General features: G+C 68.1%; 17 protein-coding genes. 15 read left to right on the forward strand and 2 right to left on the reverse strand.

The features are described from left to right. Positions 1–7: 7 nt before the first annotated feature. A complete protein-coding gene (locus A4R44_RS23910) occupies positions 8–784 on the reverse strand; it encodes an enoyl-CoA hydratase/isomerase family protein (protein ID WP_067584844.1) in 777 nt (258 codons plus the stop codon). A 136-nt stretch (positions 785–920) separates the two neighbouring features. Here A4R44_RS23910 and A4R44_RS23915 point away from each other — a divergent pair, with 136 nt between their 5' ends. The 15 genes from A4R44_RS23915 (at position 921) to A4R44_RS23980 (ending at position 16391) form a co-directional block, all read left to right on the forward strand. Next, on the forward strand, positions 921–1187 hold the full coding sequence (locus tag A4R44_RS23915) for a hypothetical protein (RefSeq protein WP_067584848.1): 267 nt from the start codon (positions 921–923) through the stop codon (positions 1185–1187). Between the two features lie 28 nt (positions 1188–1215). After that, positions 1216–3246, forward strand: a complete 2031-nt coding sequence (locus A4R44_RS23920; RefSeq protein ID WP_067584851.1) for a hydantoinase/oxoprolinase family protein — start codon at positions 1216–1218, stop codon at positions 3244–3246. A 3-nt stretch (positions 3247–3249) separates the two neighbouring features. Further along, entirely contained in the window at positions 3250–5178 is a 1929-nt protein-coding gene (locus A4R44_RS23925) for a hydantoinase B/oxoprolinase family protein (RefSeq protein WP_067584854.1), read from the forward strand. A gap of 10 nt (positions 5179–5188) precedes the next feature. Beyond that, positions 5189–5590 (forward strand): carboxymuconolactone decarboxylase family protein, encoded by a 402-nt coding sequence (locus A4R44_RS23930; protein WP_067584858.1) that lies wholly within the window; start codon positions 5189–5191, stop codon positions 5588–5590. Then, the gene (locus A4R44_RS23935) at positions 5587–6345 is read left to right on the forward strand and encodes an SDR family NAD(P)-dependent oxidoreductase (RefSeq protein ID WP_232791751.1); all 759 of its coding nucleotides are present in this window, start codon (positions 5587–5589) and stop codon (positions 6343–6345) included. Before A4R44_RS23930 ends, A4R44_RS23935 begins: the two co-directional genes overlap by 4 nt. A 25-nt stretch (positions 6346–6370) precedes the next feature. Continuing rightward, positions 6371–7156, forward strand: a complete 786-nt coding sequence (locus A4R44_RS23940) for an SDR family NAD(P)-dependent oxidoreductase (RefSeq protein WP_067584861.1) — start codon at positions 6371–6373, stop codon at positions 7154–7156. Further along, positions 7156–8661 (forward strand): long-chain fatty acid--CoA ligase, encoded by a 1506-nt coding sequence (locus A4R44_RS23945; protein ID WP_067584864.1) that lies wholly within the window; start codon positions 7156–7158, stop codon positions 8659–8661. The genes A4R44_RS23940 and A4R44_RS23945 overlap by 1 nt, the downstream gene beginning before the upstream one ends. After that, positions 8658–9401 (forward strand): SDR family NAD(P)-dependent oxidoreductase, encoded by a 744-nt coding sequence (locus A4R44_RS23950; protein WP_067584867.1) that lies wholly within the window; start codon positions 8658–8660, stop codon positions 9399–9401. The genes A4R44_RS23945 and A4R44_RS23950 overlap by 4 nt, the downstream gene beginning before the upstream one ends. A gap of 14 nt (positions 9402–9415) precedes the next feature. Continuing rightward, complete coding sequence (gene sucB, locus A4R44_RS23955) at positions 9416–10771, forward strand: 2-oxoglutarate dehydrogenase, E2 component, dihydrolipoamide succinyltransferase (protein ID WP_095213567.1); 1356 nt, start codon at positions 9416–9418, stop codon at positions 10769–10771. Between the two features lie 34 nt (positions 10772–10805). Continuing rightward, positions 10806–12734, forward strand: a complete 1929-nt coding sequence (locus A4R44_RS23960) for a helix-turn-helix domain-containing protein (protein ID WP_067584870.1) — start codon at positions 10806–10808, stop codon at positions 12732–12734. Positions 12735–12976: 242 nt separating this feature from the next. Continuing rightward, positions 12977–13108: a hypothetical protein gene (locus tag A4R44_RS51805; protein ID WP_255366182.1), complete on the forward strand. Its 132-nt coding sequence runs from the start codon at positions 12977–12979 to the stop codon at positions 13106–13108. Between the two features lie 33 nt (positions 13109–13141). After that, entirely contained in the window at positions 13142–13357 is a 216-nt protein-coding gene (locus tag A4R44_RS23965) for a hypothetical protein (protein ID WP_067584873.1), read from the forward strand. A 4-nt stretch (positions 13358–13361) separates the two neighbouring features. Next, a complete protein-coding gene (locus A4R44_RS23970; protein WP_067584876.1) occupies positions 13362–14186 on the forward strand; it encodes an alpha/beta fold hydrolase in 825 nt (274 codons plus the stop codon). A gap of 206 nt (positions 14187–14392) precedes the next feature. Next, positions 14393–15208, forward strand: coding sequence for an N-acyl homoserine lactonase family protein (locus tag A4R44_RS23975; RefSeq protein WP_067584880.1), 816 nt, complete (start codon positions 14393–14395; stop codon positions 15206–15208). A 31-nt stretch (positions 15209–15239) separates the two neighbouring features. Next, positions 15240–16391: an iron-containing alcohol dehydrogenase gene (locus A4R44_RS23980; RefSeq protein ID WP_067584883.1), complete on the forward strand. Its 1152-nt coding sequence runs from the start codon at positions 15240–15242 to the stop codon at positions 16389–16391. A 794-nt stretch (positions 16392–17185) separates the two neighbouring features. Here A4R44_RS23980 and mobF read toward each other — a convergent pair. Continuing rightward, the gene (mobF, locus tag A4R44_RS23985; protein ID WP_067584886.1) at positions 17186–22294 is read right to left on the reverse strand and encodes a MobF family relaxase; all 5109 of its coding nucleotides are present in this window, start codon (positions 22292–22294) and stop codon (positions 17186–17188) included. Positions 22295–22438 lie beyond the last annotated feature (144 nt).

The following is a 22438-nucleotide window of genomic DNA, read 5'->3' on the forward strand; positions in this document are numbered from 1 at the left end:
GTTCACTTTAGGCGGGCTCGCCGAACGTCGCCTTGCCCGGTCCGTGCCGCAGGAACGACGCCATGCCCGTGTCCCGGTCTGCCGTCGCGAACAGCCCGGCGATCAAGGACCGTTCCAGCGCCAGCCCGCCCGCGATCGGCAGGTCGGCCCCCTGGTCGACCGCCTCCTTGATCGCCTGGATCGCGAACCGCGGGCCGGCGGCGAGCTCCTTCGCGAAGCTCAGGGCGGCCTCGTAGGGGTCCCCGGCGAGACGGTCGACAATGCCCAGGTCCGCGGCTTCCCGCGCGGGCACCCGCCGCCCGGTCATCATCAGCTCCTTCGCCGTGGCCCGCCCGACGAGGCGAGTCAGGCGCTGCGTCCCGCCGGAGCCCGGGATGATCCCCAGCAGCACCTCGGGCAATCCGAGCACGGCGTCCTCGGCGGCGATCCTGAAGTCTGCCGCGAGGGCGAGCTCCATCCCGCCGCCCAGCGCGTAGCCGGTGACGGCCGCGACGACCGGGACCGGCAGCTCGGCGAACCGGGTGAACGTCTGCTGCAGCGCGCGGTTCCAGCCGGCGATCTCCTCGAACCCGAACTCCGCCAGCTGCTTGACGTCCGCGCCCGCCGCGAAGCACCGCGGACCGCCGTACAGCACCACCGCACGGACGCCGGGATCCGCCGCCAGCGCGCCGGCCGCGTCGGCCAGATCCCGCCGCATCCCGGTGTCGAACGCGTTCAGCGGCGGCGCGTCAAGGCGGACGGTCGCCACGCGGTCGGAGATCTCGAGCCGTACCCGTGTCGTCATCGCCGAAGCTCCTCTCCTCACCCGGTCCGGGCTTGTCAGGCCGCTGCCGGAGACCTACAGTGCTCACCATCACGGTTTCTTAGACCGATTGGTACACGAAACTCGGCAGCGGCACAACACACCGGAGTGATGGCCCATGGATGCAGTCGAAACACCTGTCCCCGAGGGACTCTCGGTCGCGCGGGACGAAGTCACGGCGGACGAGCTGGCAGCGCTGGGCGTCGATCTCGCCCGTGATTTCCCGGGTTCTGCGGCGGCCGACTTCCGCCGCTACCCCGTGCTGACCGAAGGCGGCTGGTTCACCGTCGTCAAACACCAGAAGACGCTCGAATCGGTGAGCCGCGAACGCGGGCCGTTGCTCGGCCCGATCGTTCTCACCTCCGACGGCCTCGACGTCAACTGACCACGATTCACGAAAGGCGGGACGATTCATGATCGGAGTAGACGTCGGCGGCACGTTCACGGACGTGGTGGCGATCAGCAACGGAGAGATCCGCACCGTCAAGGTGTCCACGGACGTGCGCACCACCGAGCGCGGTGTTCTGCGCGGCGCCGAGGAGATCGGCGTGGCCGACTCCGCTGTCTTCAACCATGCGAGCACGCACGGCCTGAACGCGATCATCACGCGACGGCTGCCGAAGATCGCGTTCCTGACCACGCTGGGACACCGGGACATCCTCGACATCGGCCGGACCTGGCGGCCGGTGGAAGGCCTGACGAACCCGGCGTGGCGGCGCTCCTACGGCGACGCGAACCGGCCTCTCGTGCCGCGTTACCTGCGCCGCGGCATCCGGGAGCGGCTCACCGCGGACGGCGGCGTGCTGATCCAGCTCGACGAGGACCACGCTCGCGAGGAGCTCCGGATCCTGCGCAAGTGCGGGGTCGAGGGCGTGGCCATCTGCCTCATCAACGCCTACGTCAACCACCACCACGAAGAGCGCCTGCGGCAGCTCGCACACGAAGAGCTGGGCGACATCCCGGTCTCCATCTCCAGCGAAGTATCCCCGCTGGCCAAGGAATTCGCCCGCGCCTCGACCACCGTGGTCGACGTGTTCATGCGGCTGACCTACGACGAGTACACCCGCCGGCTCGACTCGGGCCTGAAGGAGCTGGGCTTCGCCGGCGACCTCAACTTCGCCGACTGCGCCGCCCAGCTGGTGCGTTCCGACGTGGCGATGGAACACCCCTTCCGCATCGTGTTCGCCGGCCCGGCGGCCGGAACAGTGTCCAGCGCCCACTTCGGCGATCTGATCGGCGCGGGAAACCTGCTGTGCGCCGACGTCGGCGGCACCTCCTGCGACATCAGCATGGTCACCGAAGGCCGGCCGTTCGTGAACACGACGTTCGAGCTCGAGCACGACCTGATCGTGAACGCGCTCTCGAACGAGATCTCCAGCATCGGCGCCGGCGGCGGCAGCCTCGTCACGATCAACGCCGCGGGCGAGCTGAAGGTGGGCCCTGGCAGCGCCGGCGCCGACCCCGGCCCGGCCTGCTACGGCCTCGGCGGCACCCAGCCCACCACCACCGACACCTGCCTGCTGATGGGCGTCATCGACCCGGACGGGTTCGCCGGCGGCCGGATGAAGCTGGACCCGGACCTGTCCCGGCAGGCGTTCGACGCGCTGGACTCCAAGCTGTCGTTCGACCAGCGGGTCAGCTACGCGTTCAACATCGGCATCAACAACATCGCCGAGGGCGTCGTCAACATCGCCATCCAGCACGGCGTCGACCCGCGCGACTACAGCCTCGTCGCCTTCGGCGCGGCCGGCCCGATGCTGCTGCCCGCGGTGCTCGACCTGGTGCACGCGGCCGAGGTCATCGTCCCGCCCCACCCCGGTCTGTTCTCCGCTCTCGGCCTGGTCAGCTCCGACCTCGTCTACGCCGACAGCCGCAGCGCCTACACGCTGCTCACGGCCGAGGCGGCCGAGCAGGTCGACAAGGTCTACCACTCGATGGAGGAGCGGCTGCGCGAACGGCTGCAGGAGAAGGACCGCGGCAACGTCACCTTCGTCCGCAGCTTCGACGGGCGCCTCGCCGGCCAGACCTGGGAGACGCCGTTCGTCGGCGTTCCCGACGGCGAGATCGACGCCGACGCGATCGCGACGATGGTCGCCAACTTCCACGACGCCTACGCCGAGCGCTCCGGAAACAGGTTCGAGGCGCTGCCCGTGCAGGGCGTCACCTACCGGGTCCAGGCGGTCGTGAAGGCCGACAAGGTCGAGTACCCGACGCTGCCCGAGCGGCCGGCCGGCGAGTCCGCCGCCCCGACCCGCACTCTGCAGATCCGCTACCTCACCGACGAGGTCCTCGACGCCGGCGAGTACCAGCGGACCGACCTGCGCGCCGGCGACCGGATCCCCGGTCCCGCGGTGATCCGCGAACCACTGTCCACCACATTCCTCGTCCCCGGCCAGGTCGCCACCGTCGGGGCCCACGGCGAGCTGCGCATCCGGAAGGCGTGAACCATGACCTCTCTGAAAGACCTCGACGACGCGCAGTTCGCCGAGCTCTACGGCTCCGACCGGTTCACCGCGTCGGTGCTGGCGAGCCGGATGCGCTACATCGTGCAGCGCATGTGCACGGGGCTGCTGAACAACGCGTTCTCCCTCATCCTGCGCGACTGGTACGACTTCGCCGCCACGATCTCCGGTCCGCCGGAGCAGAACTACCCGATGTCCTCGGTGAGCAACAGCCTCGCGATGTTCCTCGGCACCATGTCCGAAGCCGTGCGCAACACCATCGAGGAGTACGGCCCGGAGAACCTGAACCCGGGTGACGTGGTGATCTGCAACGACCCGTACCGCGCGGGCAACCACGTCAACGACGTGTGCTTCATCCGGCCCGTTTTCCACGAGGGCAAGCTGATCTCGTTCGTGAACCTGCGGGCCCACCAGCTCGACATGGGCGGCGTCGTGCCGGCCGGGTTCAGCGGCACGAAGCGCAACGTCTACGAGAACGGCCTCGTGATCGCGCCGACGCTGCTCTACCGCGACGACAAGCCGGTCAAGTCGGCGTTCAACCTGATTTTCGACAACGCCCGCTTCTGCGCGCTGCTGCTGCCGGACATCAAGACGATCTACCAGAACCTCCTGCTCGGCGAGCAACTGATCACCGAAAGCGTCGAGCGCTACGGCGTCGACGCCTACCTCGGCGCCATCCGCTACGCCACGGACGTGTCGGCCGAGTCGATGCAGACGGCGCTGGCCGAACTGCCCGACGGGGTCTACGAGGCAGAGGAGGGCATCGACTGCGACGGCGTCGACGACTCGATCGAATACCGGATCCGGCTGAAGATCACCAAGGCCGCCGACCGGATGGAGCTCGACTTCAGCGGCACCTCGCCGCAGGCGCGCACCAGCATCAACGCGGGCATCCTCGACACCAAGACCGCGGTCGGCGTCGCGCTGAAGTTCCTCATCGACCCGGCGACCCCGTTCACCTCCGGGGCGTACCGGCCGGTCGACATCGTGCTGCCCGCCGGCACGTTCATCAGCGCCACCCCGCCGGACGGCGCGGTGTTCCTGTACTGGGAGAGCACCGGCCCGGTGCTGCTGGCGGTGTTCCGCGCGCTGGAGAAGGCGCTGGGCCGCAAGGCGGTCGGCGGCGACTACGGCTCGCTCAACATCCACAACGCCAACGGCGTGCTCGCCGACGGCACGCCGTGGGTCACCACCGCTCAGTGCGGCGGCGAGCACGGCCCGTGGGGCGCGACCGAGGCCGGCGACGCAGACAGCTACTCCGTTGTGTACCAGGCCAACAACCTCGACCCGGCCACCGAAGCCATCGAGTCGGAACTGCCCGCGGTCGTGCTGCGCAAGGAGTACGCGCCCGACAGTTCCGGCGCGGGGCAGAACCGCGGCGGCGCGGCCGTCCTCAAGGACACGCTCTACCTCACGGCCGCGGAGCACTGGTCCAGCCCGCTGCACACCAAGTCCGCCAGCGGCGTCGGCGTGTACGGCGGGCGGGAAGGCGCGCTCGGCGCGACCTGGGTGTTCGACCCGGACTACAAGAACGTGCCGAGGGACAAGGACCTCATCGGCACCGGTCCCGACGTCTACGCCGGATCGACGCCGGTCGCCGGAATGCTGGACCCGCAGACCAAGACCGTCGACCCGGACGGCGAGTACTTCTACTTCGCCAGCACCCCGGTCTGGCACACCAAGCCGAACGCGGTGTTCCGCTACCTCACCAACGGAGGCGGCGGATGGGGATCGCCGCTGCAGCGCAGTCCCGAACGAGTGTGCCGGGACGTGCGCGACGAGTACGTGACGATCGAGGGCGCCTACCGCGACTACGGCGTCGTCATCACCGGCGATCCTCACGGAGACCCGGAAGGCCTGAAGATCGACGAGGGCGCGACCGCCCGGCGCCGTGCCGAGCTGGCCGCGAAGTAAGGAGGAACCGGTGTCCGACAACGGGACAGACGTCGCCCGCCAGAACGCTTTGCGCGACGCGTTCATCAAAGAACGCGGCTACTGGAACCCTTTCTGGGAGGGGTTGCTGAGCCTCGACCCCGAGTTCTTCAACGCCTATCTCGAATTCTCGGCCGTGCCGTGGCGCAAGGGCGTGCTCGAACCGAAGATCAAGGAACTGATCTACACCGCGATCGACGCGTCCACCACGCACCTCTACGAGCCGGGGCTGCGCCAGCACATCCGCAACGCGCTCGGCTACGGCGCCACCAAGGAGGAGATCATGGAGGTGCTGGAGCTGACGAGCGTGCTCGGCATCCACACCTGCACCCTCGGCGTGCCGGTGCTGATGGAGGGACTGGCCGCGCACGAGGAAAAGCAGAAGACGACGTGACCTCCGGAGTGCTCGACCCGCGCGGCCCGGCCTCCTTGGCCGGGCAGCGTGCGGTCGTCACCGGCGCCGCACGCGGGATCGGCAGCCGGATCGCCGTCGAACTCGCCCTCGCCGGAGCCCACGTCACGGTGCTGGACCTGCACGACCCGGCCGACACCGTCGCCGAGATCACCAAGCTCGGCGGCAGTGCGGCCGGTCTGCGGGCCGACATCACCGACCGCGAGGGCATCGCCGCCGCGATAGCCGAGGCCGCCGGGCCGCAGCAGCGGCTCGACACGCTGGTGACCTGCGCCGCGGTCTACGGCGACACCGTCGCGATCGACGACCTTCCCGAGTCCGAAGTGGACTTCGTGCTCGGTGTGAACGTCAAGGGAACGCTGTGGTGCATCAAAAGCGCGCTGCCGTTCCTGCGCGGCCACGACTCGCGCGTAGTGTGCATCGGCTCGGTCGCGGGCAAAGTCGGGGGCGTGCTGGCCGGGCCGCATTACGTGGCCAGCAAAGGGGCCGTGCACGCGGTCGTGAAGTGGCTCGCCAAGACCGAAGCCCGCAACGGCGTCCTCGCCAATGCCGTCGCCCCGGGCGTCGTCGACACCGAGATGGTCCGAGACAAGGGCTATTCCGAGAACTACAACCCACTGGGACGGCTGGCCCGGGCCGAGGAGATCGCCCGGGTCGCGGCGTTCCTCGCCTCGCCGGCGGCCAGCTACATGACCGGCACGGTCGTGGACGTCAACGGTGGCTACGCGATGGGCTGAGGCCCGGGAGAACAGGAGAACTGCAGTGGATACAGCGGGATGCGCGGTCGTCACCGGCGCGGGTTCCGGGATCGGCCGCGCCTGCGCCAAGCGGCTCGCGGAATCCGGACTCGGCCTCGCCCTGCTCGACGCCGACGGCGAAGCCGCCGACAAGACAGCGGCCGAATTGCCCGCCGCCGCCGCGTTCAGGGTCGACGTCACCGACGAGACCCAGGTCGCCGACGCGGTGCGGGAGGCCGCCCAGCGCTTCGGCGCGCCGAAGGTGCTCGTCAACGCGGCTGGCATCATCGTGCGCAAGACGCTGCTGGAGTCGAGCGTCGAGGAATGGCGCCGGGTTCTCGACGTCAACCTCACCGGCTACTTCATCCTGCTCCGGCAGGTCATTCCGCTGATGGCAGCCGGTGGTGGGGGAAGCATCGTCCAGATCGCCTCGATCGCCGGGCACACCGGCTACGGCTTCTCCTCCTACACCGCCGCGAAGGGCGGTGTGCTCGCGCTGACCCGCCAGCTGGCCGCGGAACTGGCGAAGGACGGCATCCGGATCAACTCCGTGAGCCCGGGTGTCGTCCACAGCGGACTCAACCGCGACACGCTCTCCAACAACGCCATCCACGCGGCCACCGTGGCCAACACCCCGCTCGGACGCATCGGCGAGCCCGACGACATCGCCCGTGCCGTGGCCTTCCTCGCCGGCCCTGACGCCGGCTACATCACCGGCACCGATCTGGTCGCCGACGGCGGCATGATCAGCACCATCCACTGGGGTTCGGCCGGCGACGAGCTGCACAGCTTCCACACCGAGGAGCGCTGATGTCGAACTTCGCGACGATCCTCGACCACAACACCGGCCGCGACCCGGGCCGGATCGTGCTCAGACAGGGCGACCGCACGCTCACCAACCGCGAGCTGCTCGACCGGGTCGACGCGGTCGCCGCCGGCCTGACCGAACTCGGCGTCGGCCGCGGCGACGTTGTCGCCATCCTGCTCTACAACCACCTGGAGTTCCTCGAGACCGCGTTCGCGGTCAACCGCGTCGGCGCGGCGTTCCTGCCGCTGAACTACCGGCTCTCCCCGCAGGAGTGGCGCTACATCATCGACCACTCCGGCGCAGTGGCGCTGCTGTCGGAGTCGGAATTCCGGCCCGCGGTGGAGCAACTCGCGTTGCCGGCGCTGAAGCACCGGCTGCTGCTCGACGGCTCGGCCGAGGGCTGGACCGGCTACGCCGATCTGCTCGCGGCCAACGAGGGGAAGTCCGTCGCGCCGGCGCCTGTCGCACCGGAAGAGCTGCAGCGGCTGATGTACACCTCCGGCACGACCTCCCGCCCCAAAGGCGTGCGGATCACCCACGGCAACCTGGCGTGGAAGAACCTGGCGCACATCGTCGAGTTCGGCATCACCTCGGCCGACACGACGCTCGTGTGCGGACCGCTCTACCACGTCGGCGGATTCGACCTGCCCGGCATCGGGACCCTGCACGCCGGCGGGTCGCTCATCGTGCTCCGCAAGTTCGACGCGGAGGAGGTCGTGGCGACCATCGAGCGCGAGCGCCCGACGAACATCTGGCTGGCCCCGGCGATGGTGAACGCGATCCTGCAGCTGCCGGATATCGCCGAGCGCGACACCTCCTCCATCCGGTTCATCGTCGGCGGCGGCGAGAAGATGCCCGTTCCGCTGGTCGAACGGATCCGCGCGGCGTTCCCGAACGCCTGGTTCGCCGATGCCTACGGGCTCACCGAAACCGTCTCCGGCGACACGTTCAACGACTATGACCACATGCTGGCCAAGGTCGGCTCCGTCGGCCGCCCCGTCGTCCACCTCGAAGTCCGCATCGTCGACGAAGCCGGCACTCCGGTTCCGACCGGTGAACTGGGCGAGATCACCCTCCGCGGCCCGAAGGTCAGCGCCGGGTACTGGCACGACGACGAGGCCACCGCCAAGGCCTTCCGCGACGGCTGGTTCCACACCGGCGACATCGGCCGCGTCGACGAGGACGGCTACCTCTACGTCGAAGACCGCAAGAAGGACATGATCGTCTCCGGCGGCGAGAACATCGCCACGCCGGAAGTCGAGCGCGTCCTCTACGAGCACCCCGACGTGGTCGAGGCCGCCGTGGTCGGCATGGGCCACCCGCGCTGGGGCGAAGTACCCCAGGCGTTTGTCGTCCTGCGTCCGGGCGCCGCGGTCGATCGCGACGCGCTGATCGAGTTCTGCCGGGCCCGGCTCGCCAAGTTCAAAGTCCCCGCCGACCTGGTGTTCCTCGACGTGCTGCCGCGGACACCGTCCGGCAAAGTCCTGAAACGGAACCTGCGCTCATGACCGCATTCGACCTCACCGGGAAAGTCGCCTGGGTCACCGGTGCCGGCAAGGGCCTCGGCCGGGCCATCGCCGAAGCCCTCGCCGGGGCTGGGGCGACGCTCGCCGTCACCTCCCGCACCCGCGAGGACCTCGACAAGCTCGCGGCCGACCTCGGTTCGGCGATGGTGCTGCCCGGCTCGGTGTCCGAGCCCGCCTTCGCCGACAGCTGCGCGGAGGCGATCGCCGAACGCTTCGGCCGACTCGACGTCGTCGTGACCGCGGCAGGCATCAGCCCGTCGTTCCGGCGCAGCGAGGACAGCGCCGACGCGGACTGGGCGAAGGTGCTGGACGTGAACCTCTCCGGTACCTACTACTGCGCGCGGGCCGCCGGACGGCGGATGCTCGAACAGGGCTCCGGTTCGATCATCACAGTGTCCTCGGTGCACGCACGGACCGGATTCGACCGGATCGCCGCCTACGCCGCAAGCAAAGGCGGCGTCGAGGCGCTCAGCCGCGTCCTCGCAGTCGAATGGGCGCCGCGAGGGGTGCGGGTGAACGTGCTCGCGCCCGGCTACTTCCACACCGACCTGTCCGAAGGGCTGGTCACGAGCAAGTGGGGCGAGCGGATCCTCGCCCACATCCCGCAGAACCGGGTCGCGAGCCCGCCCGAGCTCGGCGGTGCCGCGGTCTACCTGGCCTCGGACGCCGCCGCCTACACCACCGGAAGCACCGTCACCGTCGACGGCGGCTGGACAGCCTGAGGAGTCAGCGAACGATGTCCTATTCGGTCACATTGCCCGAACTCGGGGAGAGCGTCACCGAAGGCACCGTCACCCGGTGGCTCAAGCAGGTGGGCGACACCGTCGAGGTCGACGAGCCGTTGCTCGAGATCTCGACCGACAAGGTCGACACCGAGGTCCCCTCACCCGCCGCCGGCACCCTGCAGCGCATCGTCGTCCAGGAGGACGAAACCGTCGAGGTGGGCGCCCAGCTCGCGGTGCTCGATGACGGGTCGGGCTCGGCGGATGACGCCGCGCCCGCGGAGCCCGAGCCGAACCCGGTGCAGCAGAAGGCCCCGGAACCGGCCGCGCCGGCGCCTGAACTGCCGAAGCCCGCGCCGTCTCCAGCCGCTCCGGCCCCTGCTCCGCAGGCATCCGACGCGGCGGACGACCGGAAGCCGCCGCGCCAAGCCACACCGCTGGTCCGCAGGCTCGCCGCCGAACACGACGTCGACCTGGCGAAGCTGACCGGCAGCGGCGTGGACGGCCGGATCCGCAAGCAGGACGTGCTCGCCGCCATCGACGGCCCGGACCGTGGGGAAGCCGTCGATACGCCGCCGACACTGGCTCCCGTCGCGCCGTCGCCGAGCACTCCGGCCCCCGCGAGCCCGCCGCCCGTCCAGGCGACGCCGCGCGGCACGGCGCAGAAGGCGAGCCGGATCCGACAGGTCATCGCCAAGCGCACCCGCGAGTCCCTGCAGACCTCGGCTCAGCTGACCCAGGTGTTCGAGGTCGACGTCACCGCGATCGCCCGGTTGCGCCAGCGGGCCAAGGCGGACTTCCTGGCACGGGAAGGCGTCAAGCTGACGTTCCTGCCGTTCTTCGCCAAGGCGACGATCGAAGCGCTCAAGCAGCACCCGAACGTCAACGCGTACCTCAACGAAGAGACCAGCGAGATCACCTACTTCGGGCAGGAGCACCTCGCCGTCGCGGTGGACACGGACAACGGCCTGATGTCGCCGGTCATCCACAACGCGGGCGAGCTGAACCTCGCCGGCCTGACCCGGGCGACCGCGGACCTGGCCGCCCGGGCACGCACCGGGAAAGTCAAGCCGGACGAGCTGTCCGGCGGCACCTTCACGGTGACGAACCTCGGCAGCAACGGCGCGCTGTTCGACACCCCGATCATCAACCAGCCGCAGTCCGGGATCCTGGGCGTCGGCGCGGTCGTGAAGCGCCCGGTGGTGGTGAGCGGCGCGGACAGCGAAGAGGCCATCGCGATCCGGTCCATGGCGTACCTCGCGCTGACCTACGACCACCGCCTCGTCGACGGCGCCGACGCGGGACGGTTCCTGACCACGATCAAGGCTCGGCTCGAAGAAGGACGCTTCGAGCGCGAACTCGGGATGTAGTCGCCTCGCGCCGCCGAGCGGAGAGGGTGGTTCCATGTGGACCGAGCCCGCGCGTCTCAGCGTGGCCGGCGTCGAAGCGCTGCTCGATCTGCTCAACGGCGATGCCGGCGCGGACCCGGACGACGTTCAGCGTGTCCTGGACGACGAGGGCCTCGACCCCGCGGTCGAGCGATCCCTCGCCACCCGGGTCCAGCGGATCCGGGCCCACCTCCACCGCGCCGAACGTCGCCGTGACGAGCTGGCCGCCCTGTTCGCCAGCAGCCGGGAACTGGCCGAGCAACGTGAGCTGGACCCGCTGTTGCGGCGCCTCACCCAACGGGCGCACGACCTGCTGGGCGTGGACCTGACCTGGCTCACCGAGATCGAGCCCGACAGCGGCGAGAGCGTCGTCAAGACCGCGACGGGAACGGTATCGCTGGAGCTGGAAGGCCTCCGCACACAGCGGGACCGTGGGCTGGCCTGGTTCGTCGCTGCGCAACGCCGGCCACATTCCGCGCCGCGCTATCACGACGACCAGGACTTCCGGCACGACACCGGAGCCGATCGGGTCCTCGACGCAGAGGGCGTGATCTCGGTTCTCGCAGTACCGCTCATAGCGGGTGAGGAAGTCATCGGAACCCTGTTCGTCGCCGTCCGGCACGAGAGGGAGTTCCACGCCGACCAAGTCGCCCTGCTGACCGCCTTGGCCGATCACGCCGCGGCGATGCTGCAGGGTGCCCGCCTGCTGGCCCAGGCTCGCAGCCTCGCCGAGGAAGCCGAGGCGAGCCGCCGGCAACTGGGCGACCACGTGCACGCCATGGAACGGGCCCACACGGCCTACGCCGAGCTGACGAACTGCGTGTTGCGTGGCGAGGACGCGGCCGAGGTCGCCGCGACCCTCGAACGAGCCGTCCAGCGGCGGGTCATCACCCTCGACGACGAGGGTGCCCCGCCCAGCGGCGTCGAGGTCGACTACCCGGACGACCAGTGCCGGCGCCAGCCTTCGGTCGCCGTGGCTCTCGGCGAAAGCCGGAGAACCGGGCGCTTCGTGACGATCGCGTCCCGGCAGTTCGCCGGCGTCGTCGCGGTGGTCAGCGGAGGCGCCTTCCTCGGCGGATTGCTGATAGCCGAGGGAAAATCGACGCTCGGGCCCGTCGAGCAGAAGACCGTCGAGGACGCCGCCCGGATCATGGCGCTCTTGCGGCTCAAGCAGGACGCGCTCGCCCAAGCCGAAGAACGGGTCCGCGGGGAACTGCTCTGCGAGCTGGTGGATTCCGAGGACGGCGGACTCGACGAGCTTCGGATGCGCGCACGCGCACGGGGGCTGAACCTCGACGATCTGAAACGGGTGCTGGTCCTCAACGTCGATCCGGCGAAGCGCGGCGACGCCCTTCACGTCGCCGCTTCGCTCTTCCGAAAACACGGGTTGGTCGCCGAACACGCGGGGGCGGTGGTGATGGCGTTGGACGCTTCCGAACACGGCGACGTCCACTGGATCTGGCAGCACGTGCGCAGCCGTCTCAATTCCGAGGTGCTCGTCGTCGAGGCGCCTCACGCCGCTACCAGTCGCGACGTGCCAGCGCGGTATCGCGAAGCTCGCCGCTGCCTGTCGCTGCTTCCCGCCTTGGGGGTCACGGACCGCGGCACCACAACAGCGCCCTACGGCCTCTACGCCCGGCTGTTCGAGCCGAACACACCGGACATCGACGACTTCGTCGAGGCCACGATCGGCCCGCTCGTCCGCCGTGACCACGGCACCGGCTCGGAGTTCGTGCGGACGGTGAGCACGTTCGCCGAATGCCACGCGAGCACGACGAAGACCGCGCGAGCGCTGCACCTGCACCCCAACACCGTGCTGCAGCGCCTGGAACGGATCGACAAGCTGCTCGGCGAGCAATGGCGTCAACCGGACACGTTCTTCCGCGTCCAGGTAGCCGCCAGGATCCACGCGCTTCGTCAGCCGGTCATCGCAGGGGCCCGCTGAGTCGTCCCGGGCACATCCGACATCCGCGCGGTCGACGATTTCCACACTGATCGCCACGAGCAATGTGTGAAGCTGCCATGTCGAACGCCACCCGTGGCGGCGTAGAAATTGGGGCACAGAAGAACTTTGGGAAGTTCGTCAACCACGGCCGGCGGGACAGTTAGACACGTCTCGGCCGCATCACCTCGCTCGCGCCGATTTCCGGCGGGGCCGGCTCACCGACAACCTGACAGGGAGTGCCAATGCCGACATTTCCGAGCCTGGACTACGCGCAGAAGCTTCGAGCGCATTGCAACAACCTCGATCTGTTCGCCAAGGCGACCGAGTGGGCGGACCTCAACCTCGTCCTCGCGTTCGGCGAGACGCGATTCTGACTGAAGATCTACCGCGGGCAGATCATCGACCTGATGGAGTACCGCCCGATGTCGAATGCCTTCGGGTATCGGGTCGTGATCGCCGGTCAGGAGGACGCCTGGCGCGACTTGATGGGCGGCACCAAGTCGTGGGCTCTGCTGACCACCGGGCGCATCACCATCGACGGGGATCTCCTCGAAGCCAACCGCATCCACGAGGCAATCTGCCTGCTCGTCGAATCCCTGGCCGACGTCCCCGAGGAGAAGTGACGCCATGACGAACGAGATCATCGGACGCTACGCCACCGTCGACGGAACCCGCGTCTACTACGAGGAATGCGGCGAGGGCGTGCCCGTCTTCTGCATCCACACCGCCGGCGCCTGCTCGATCGAGTACTACGAGTTCCTGCCCGCCATGGCCGCCCACGGATTCCGGGTGATCGCCGTGGACCTGCCGGGCCACGGCAAGTCCTACCCGGTCAACTGGGAACCGTTCCGTCGCATGCACGACTACGCCGAGTTCGTGTGGCGGATCATCGAGACCGTCTGCGGCGACGAGAAGCCGATCGTGCTGGGCACCTCGATCGGCGGGGACATGACCGTGGACCTCGCCTGCCACCACTCCGCCGGCATGCGGGCCGCGCTCGCACTCGAAGGCGCGGCACACACCCCGACCTTTCCGGACATCCGCATCTACGAGGACCCACACGCCTGCCCCGGTTGGCGGGACCAGATGGAACGGGCGGCGATCTCCTCGCTCTACTACCCGACAAGCGACGAGAAGGTCGTCGAGACGCGGTGGATGCACCGCTATGCCCCGCAGGAGATCGCGGTGGCCGACCTGGAGTGCTGGGCGAATCACGATGTGCGCGAGCACCTCGCCAACATCAGCTGCCCGATCATGATCTTCAAGGGCGAGGCCGACTACTACGTCCCGGACCACCTCTTGCAGGCAACGGTCGAGGGGATCCGCGACGGCCTCGCCGAGTTCGTGGTCGGCCCGCGGATGGGCCACTACCCGATGTTCGAGCAGCCCGAGGCCCTCACGGACATCTGCGTCGACTTCCTGAAGCGGCACTCCGTCCTCCAGGGGGCGTGATCTCATCGCCCGGGGTGGACGGCGAGCACTGTCCACCCCCGGGCGAAACTCCGCGCCCGAAGCTGCACTCAGTCCACAGTGCACCGTCCTTGACCTGGCATTTGATGGGCGGCGCGTTATTTCGACCAGTCGGTCTATGATTAGTGAGTCATCTGTGGTTTCATGAGCTCAGTCACACCGAGCGCAGTCTCGACGAGGAGGATCTGATGCGCGGAATGTCCATGCAGCTGCTCGACCTGGGGCGTCTGACCATCGACGACGGGTTTTTCCTCAGCGGTAGCGGATGTTCGACGTTGTCGAACCCGAACCCGACCTCTCCGCGGCGCGAGGTGGCCGTCATCGCGGCGGTGATCGAGCACCCGAAGGTCGGCCCCATTCTCTTCGAGACGGGCTGTGCGCAGAACGCCGCCGAGGAGTGGCCCGCACCGGCCGTCGACGCGTTCCCGATGACCACCTACGACGAGAGCCACCACCTCGACGTCGCCCTGGCCGCGGCCGGCTACGGCGTCGAGGACATCAAGGCGATCGTCATGGGGCACCTGCACCTCGACCACGCCGGCGGTCTCGAGAAGTTCGTCGGCACGGACATCCCGGTCTACGTTCACGAGCAGGAGATGCGCGAGCAGTGGTTCGCGGTCGCCTCGAAGCAGGGCGGCGGCGTGTACGTCCCGGGCGACCTCCATCTCGACCTGAACTGGCAGCCGATCTCCACCACCGAACTCGAGCTGTTCACCGGCGTGACGCTGCGGCACATGCCCGGCCACACCCCGGGCCTGATGACCATGCAGGTGGAACTGCCGAACCACGGCCACTTCTTCCTGGCCAGCGACCTCTTCCACATCCGCGAGCAGTTCGAGGGCCCGGTCTCCCCGGGGTGGCTGCTGGGCTACAACCGCACCGACTGGTGGCGGAGCCGGAACTGGATGACGCATCTCGTCCGGGAAAAGGAAGGCACGATGGTCTACGGCCACGACGCGACCGTGCTGGAAGAACTCAAAGCACGCGCGAAGGTCTTCGACTGACAGTTCTTCTCCCGCAGCCTAAGGAGCCTCCATGTCCGCCTCCGGGCGCGTGGCATTGAGCCGCATCGAAAACGTCGTGTTCGGCCAGTCCGCGACCGACGCTGTGCCTGCTCAAGTTGAGCAGTGGGGAGCTGGCCGGGTGCTCATCCTGGCCAGCCGTACCCTCAACACGACGACCGCCTGCGTCACCGACATCGCGAACGCGCTGGGCGATCGGTGTGTGTCCGTTGTGGACGGAGTGCCCGAGCACACGCCCAGCACCGCGGTCATGCAGCTGACAGCACGGGCCAGGGAACTCGACGTCGACGCGATCGTCACGGTCGGCGGCGGCACCTTGGTCGACGCCGCGAAGGCAGTACGGATGTGCCTGGCCAACGGCGCCACGTCGGTGGAAGACCTCGCCGGTGCGCATCAGCCAGGCGGCACCGCTCCCCGGCTTCCCACCGTCAGGCAGCTCAGCGTTCCCACCACGCTGTCCGCCGCGGAGTTCACCGGCATCGCCGGCGTGACCGACGAGGCCACGCACAGCAAAGCCCTCTGGCGTCAGCCCGAGATCGCGCCGGACAGCGTCGTTCTCGATCCCGCGATCACCCGGCACACCCCGGAGTGGCTGTTCCTCTCCACCGGGCTTCGGGCCGTCGATCATGCGGTCGAGGGTTTCTGCGCCCTCTCAGCGAACGACTACACCGACACGCAGGCAGCCCGCGGGTTCAGCCTGCTGCTGCACGGACTGGCCGCGGTATCGAACGATCCCGACAACGTCGAGGCCAGGCTCAACTGCCAGCTGGGCGCGTGGATGGGCATGTGCCCCTTGGCCTCTGGGATTCCAATGGGCGCCAGCCACGGCATCGGCTACGTCCTGGGCGCGTCCTACGGGGTGCCGCACGGATACACGTCCTGTGTGATGCTCCCGGCCGTGTTGGAGTGGAACGCCGAGCTGAACCGCGCCCGTCAACACGAACTCCTGAGCCGAGCAGGCGTCAGCGCGGGTGAGGCTTCGGATGTCGTCCGCGGCCTCGTCCGGTCACTGAAGCTGCCCGACACGCTCGGCGCGCTCGGTGTCAGCCCGGATGGAGACGGCGAGATTGCGGTGCGGTCGATGACGACGCCTTGGGTCCCTTGGAACCCCCGGCCTGTCGCGGGTCCTGAACAGATCAGGGAGATCCTGGCACTCGCCAGATGAGGCGACTTCAGTGCTTCGAGTGAATCGCGCAATGGCGTGCCTTCGATACACCTGGTCGGCAAGACGGCCTGCGCCAGCGCGCACCGACGGCATCGAACGCCTGCATCACTGGTGCTGCCGAGCGGCTGCGGCCGGGCTGCCTGCGGCCCAACTGTGGTTATGGTTCCTCGGACTGTCGATGTCGGCACCCTAAGCCAAGTCGTCTCCGCGACCTGCACGGCTGCACCGGTGGCCCGAGAGCGCCGTCTACTCACGGTGCTCTTCTTTGATCAGCTCTTCCTTGCTGAGGGACGCATCACTAACCACGAATCGTGGCAGAAGACACCCTGACCTGAACAACGCCAGCCCGACAGGGACGACACCTAACGGTAGTTAGAACCCGAAAAAGGCAGCTGACCAGCAGGACTCTTCACTAAGATCAAGAGCAAACAGTCACTCTGCGTACAAATCCCCAGGTCAAGGGTGAGAAAATAGTCTTCGGTGGGCTAAGGAGACTTGAACCCTTGACTCTTCACTGCCAGCACGCACGCCAGGCTAGCAGGACGTTGCCGAGGGCGCGGTGCCCGCCGCCTGATCATCTCCACTCGCGCGGGGAGAGCCCGTCGGTGTAGTCGACGAACTCCCGGCCTGCGGGACCACCCCGCTCGCGCGGAGAAGACTCTTCTTGACCTGCAACGTTTATCTCATCGTCGATGTGTTTCATTTACTCCTGCTCGGCCTCAGAAGCCCGCAGGATCCTCCCAGAACTCTTCCGTGTTGTTATTCTGACCTGCGGTGCCGTCGCGCTGGGCGGGTCAGTAAGTGTGTTTGGCGCGATCACTATGGGACAGACGTTCTTCCTCGTCGGCGTCGGGATGGCCGCCGGGTGGGGGAGTCGAGTGTTGTTTCGGAGCGGCGCGGTGGCGGAGTCGGGCTGCCTCGACGCCTGCGTGGAATTCACGGTCGACTGTGCCCTTGGTGCCGCCTTCGGAGGTGTCGCCGACATTCATGCTGCTCGACCGCACGGATTGTGCGGCGATGGCTTCCCACTGTGTGGTGAGCATCTTCCACACACGGGCGCGCCCACCGGTCTGGGGCGGGCCAAGTGGGCTTGTTGTGTTGGATGCCGATACGTGGAATGTTTCGCGGTAGGCCGCCGCCAGCGTGATGGTTTCGTCCCATTGGGTTGCGTGTTCTGGGTCGGTTGGACGCGGTCCGAGGGAGGTGGCCCACGGCGGCGGATGGTTCGTGACTTGGCGCTTGAGAGCAGTGACGCGGTCTCGGATTTCGGCGGCGGTGAGTTCTAGGCGGTGCATGCGGTCTATTTGTTCGCCTGGGGTGGGGATGTCGGCTGTAGGAAGCCACGGCAGTGCTGGGCCACTGGAGTTCAGGCGGTGTCGGCGTGCGAGTTCGGTGACGAGCGTTTGTGCGACTTGGTGGGGCACTGCGGCGGAGTCGAGTGGCCGGTCGCGCGCAACTTTGCGGACGGCGGCGTCGAGGGCTGTGTCGGGGTCGAGGAAAGCGAGAGGCCCGGCCGCGGCGTGACGCCAGACGTTGTTCCAGAGGTGGTCGGCTACGTTGGCGTGCGGGAGGTTCCGGGCGACGATTTCCCTCCAGCGTTCGGTTTGCTCGTCGGTGGGGTTGGCGGTTCGTGCCGGTGGTTGTCGGCTGGTGCGGTAGTTGCGGAGCGCGGCCAGGAGCGCAAGGTCGGGAGCATCTGCCCAGGCGAAGTCGTTTCCGCGGGTGACTGCGTGCAGCAGCCGTTCTGCTTGCCACCCGTCGTCCTGGGCGTTGGCGAGGGCGTTGAGGATCGCTTGTTCGGCTCCGCTGTTGACGGTGGCCGGGACATAGCGGGCGAGCAGGTCGAGGTAGCGGTCTTCGTCTCCGGCGCGGGCGAGCTCTTCGTAGCGCTGGACCAGAACGTCGAGCGTTTCGAAGTGGTCCTCGCGTTCAGCGTCGAGGTGGTCGAGTACGTCGTCGGCGGTGAATGTGGCAGGTCGGCTTGCCGGAGAAGGCTTAGCGGGGGATGTGGGAGCGTCGTAGCGTGCCCAGCGGCGGTTGAGTTCGTCCCAGCTGTGGGTGCGTGCGCCGTGGGTCTCAGGGCGCGGTCCGAGGGGGCTGTCGGGACCGGTGTCGAGCCGGTAAGTCTCGCGGTAGGCGGCGGTGAGTCCGACGATTTCGTCCCATTCCCACGCGGTGATGGGGTTGTCGGGACGTGGACCGAGGCGCGCTGTCCAGGCTGGAGGGTTGCGGATGGCTTCGGCTCGGAGGTGTTCGAGGCGGTCGCGGATGGCGTCGTTCATCTCGGCGAGGTATTCGCGGCGGCCGGGTTGGGTGCGGGCTGCGGCGAGGTCGGGGCGGGATTGCCAGGGGAGTGTGCGGGTGTGGACTTGGCCGCGCTCCTCCTGAGCTTCGAGTTCGCGGAGCAGCGCTTCAGCGGCGTAGCGGTGGTCGGGCATGGGGTCGGGGGAACCACCGCCGTCGAGAACGTGCCGGGCGGCAAGGTGGTGCGCGGTCGTGGTGACGGCGGCTTCGACGTCGTGGCCGAGTGCGATGGCCCCGGTGGCGATGCGCCAGACGCGGTTCCAGCGCGGGTCTTCCACATCGGCGTCGGGTGCGATCGCGTCGAAGGCTGCTCGCCATCGGCGGATGTCGCGGGGGTCGGGGTGTCCGGCGGGTGGTGCGGTGGTGTTGGTGGCGAGGAAGGTCGTAATGCGAGAGGCGAGGACCGCGGCGGGGTCGTCGGTCCCGGTGAGGGGTGAGCGGGCGGTGAGCCGGGGGAGGAGTTGTTCGGGGCTCCAGCCGAGATCGTTGGCGTTGCGGAGAGTCTGGACGAGTGCTGCTTCTGCTTTGGTGTCAAGGGTTTCGGGGGCATATCGGGAAAGCGCGTGCAGGTAAGTGTCTTCGTCGAGGTAGGTGGCGGCGTAGTTGTAGTGGTCGACGAGCGTCGCGAGCGAGACGACCTGGTTGAGGTTGTCGCGGTACACCTCGGTTGCGGACGGTTCGATGCTGGTGTGCTGGAGAACGCCGACAAGGACTTTGCGGGCGGCCTTGTCCGGGTCGGGGTCGACCTCGGGCGTCTTCTGGTGCAGGTCGATGACGTGGTGATGGGTGACCACGTAGAGGTAGTTCTCTTGTTGTGCGCGGGTGATCGCGGGGTAGAGTTGCTCTCGGGTCATGGTCGGCGGGACGAGGGAGTGGGCGGTGCCGGAGCTGGTCATGCCCTGGACGCGGTTGACCGTGGCGGCGTAGGCGAGTTCGACGTAACGGCGAACGTAGTTGCGGGGCAACGTGATCCGGGCACCGTGCTCGACATGGCGGACGGTGAGCTGGCCGCCCTCGTGGGCGGCGACCACGCGCCAGGTGTCGCCGTTCTTGACGAAGTCTGCGCCGCCGAAGAGGCTCAGGCGGCGGCGGTTGTGCCGTGTGACGACCGTGTCGCCGGTGCTGGCCTGAGTGCCGTCGTGGAGGTCGACTTCGGGGCCGGTGGGTTCACTGCTTCGGCGCAGGCGGATGGCGCGGGCTTCGAGATTGAGTGCGACGGTGTCTTCGTTGGTGGGCACGATCAGCAGGGAATCGGTTCCGGATCGCAGATCGCGCCGCCAGTTGGTCAGGGCTGCGTTGCGCATGGTTTCGACCGAACCGGAAGAGATACGCCCGCTGTTGGCGTAGAAATCGATCCCCTTCTCGTCTCCGACGCGAATCATGAGCGACGCGGCGGCTTGTTCGTTGCGGTCGTGGCCCTTGAACCGGACGACTTTCGAGAAGCGGACTGCGCCGACATCGAGGGCGATGAGCCTGATCGCTCCGCCTGCTTCGACGGCGGCGAGTTGCCGGTCGTCGCCGATCAGACGGACGTCGGCTCCGCGGTTTAGTGCGTAGGTGACGACGGTGTGCAGGGTGTGGGTACCAGCCATCGCGGCCTCGTCGACGAGGACCAGGTCGCCCTCGGCGATTGGGAATTTCCTTTCTGCGACGCCGTGTTCGAGCGCGGTGGGGAGTTGGTGCAGTGTGTGCGGCCGGGCTCTGATCGATACGCCTAGCCCGAGTGCGGCCCGCGCGGAGGGACCGAACGCGTAGACCTGTCGCCCTCGAGACCGCCACAGGTCCGCCAGCACTTTCATCGCGGCGGTCTTCCCGGCACCAGCGGGAGCGAGTGCCAGTTGGAGCCGTTTGCCCGAGCCAGCGAATTCGGTGACCATCCGCTGTTGGCCCTCGTTGAGTTTCGAGGCGCGGAGTGCTTTGCGCACGGCGCGGTCCGGAACGCGGTAGCCGCCGCCGCGCTTGGCCCAGGCGACAAAATCGCCTTCCTCCGCAAGCGTTTGGGTGGTGGTGTAGCGCGTGGAGTGGTGTTCGTGGAACACCGACTCTCCTGTGCGGCGCCGCAGGAATGGCGCTTCGGCTACGAGGGTCGCGCCTTCCAACGCGAGGGTGGTCGGTGACGAGATCGCGCGGTCTACGACGCGATCGATCAATTTGGCCCGGTCGTCGGCGGGCACCGTGAGACGTGCGGTCTGCCGGTGTGCTTGTGCTTCGAGGTGCCAGCGGGTGAAGTGCGCGTATTTCGCGCTGACCGCTACGACAACGGCTTCGGCCAACCCGTCGAGATCGTGCTCGGACGTTGCGGCAGCCGGTGCACGCCCGCGGACGAAGATTCCTCGGCCGAGCTTGTTGATCGCCTCTTGTCCTACGAGGTCGTGGGCGAAATCTTGCCAGTCGTCGGTGTGTTCGGCCAGCGACTTCGGAGGTGGTTTGCCGGGGCGGCCGTCCAGCTTGGCGGCACGGTCGATAGCGAAGATTTCCTTCGGCCGTGGTTCGCGTCCGTTGAGTTCGCGGAATTCGACGATCCGGCGCGCGCGAGCGGCCTCGAACTGGCGGGTCCGTTGAGAGAAGCCCGTGATCAGCGGAAGCGGAACGGCGGCCAGTTGCCAGATCTTGCGGTTGTGATCGACTCCGTTGGCGGGACGTTGTGTCCACCGTGCACCGTGTTCGCGGAACAGGTCGCGAGTTCGGGTGTCGAAAAACTCCGATGCGGTGACTGTTCCGGCGAGCATCGGGCGTCCGTCGAGCGCGGTCCACTTGCCGTCTTCGGACCGCCGGACTTTGGTGGAGATCAGGGCGTGAAAGTGGAGATGCGGGTCTCCCGCGCGGCTGTCCCAGTGTTCGAAGACCGCCACGGTGATCCCGTCGACGTCGACCTGGGCCTGGCCCTGGTTGCCTGCGCGGGTGAAGGCGAGGTTCTGTTGGACGTAGGTCAGGGTGTCCCGCATCGCTTGCCGGACAAGGTTCGCGATCAGTTCGCGTTCCTCCGGAGGTGCCAGTGCCCACGCGACCGACACGGATTTGTCGGGTGCGAACACCATCTCGTAGCCGGATACCGCTTTCCGGAGCTTGCGTTGCTCCTCCGCGAGCCACGTCTGCAGCGCTTCCGGGTCGACCGGGCCATCGGCCCCGGTCGTTTCGCGATAGACCTGTTCTTGGACTTTCCGACGGATCTCGTGTCGCGTCGCGGCGTCGATCGGTGCGCCGACGGGGCGGCCGTGCTCGCGGTTGTAGTCCTTGTACGCATGCGCGGTGTGGACACGCATGAGGTCGAGTCCGCTGTAGACGGGAAAACCGCGGCCGAGTCTTGTGGCGCCGAGGGCTTCGGCTGCGGTCTTGCCGTCGGCGATCATTTCGTTCTCGATCGCGTCGGCGTTGGGATGACGGCCTTCGCCGAAGAGCGCCTTCATCTGGGCGGGTTTGACCTCGCCGGTGAGCCCGAAAATCTGCGCACCGGCGCCGAACCATTCGCCTGCCGGGTAACCGTGGGAGAGGTAGTAGTCACTCAACAGCTCGCCGGGGTCGAGCCTTCGGTCGTGGCATGCGACCGCGTTGGTGAGGTACTCATGATCACCAGGGCTCAGCTTCCGCGAGCCGATCACTGAGGTCGAGCGTACGCGGCAAAATCACGGACGCCCACCTGACTCAGAGGATCTGCAAGATGTCCTGTGTGTGCGGTGGGCCGTGCGGGGCGGCGCGGGGCGGGGGCGCGGTGGTGAGCGGGGCGGCGGTGGTGCGGCGTGCGA

Origin of the sequence: Amycolatopsis sp. M39, from assembly GCF_001651785.1 — a bacterium.
In the GTDB taxonomy this organism is placed as follows: Bacteria; Actinomycetota; Actinomycetes; order Mycobacteriales; family Pseudonocardiaceae; genus Amycolatopsis; species Amycolatopsis rubida.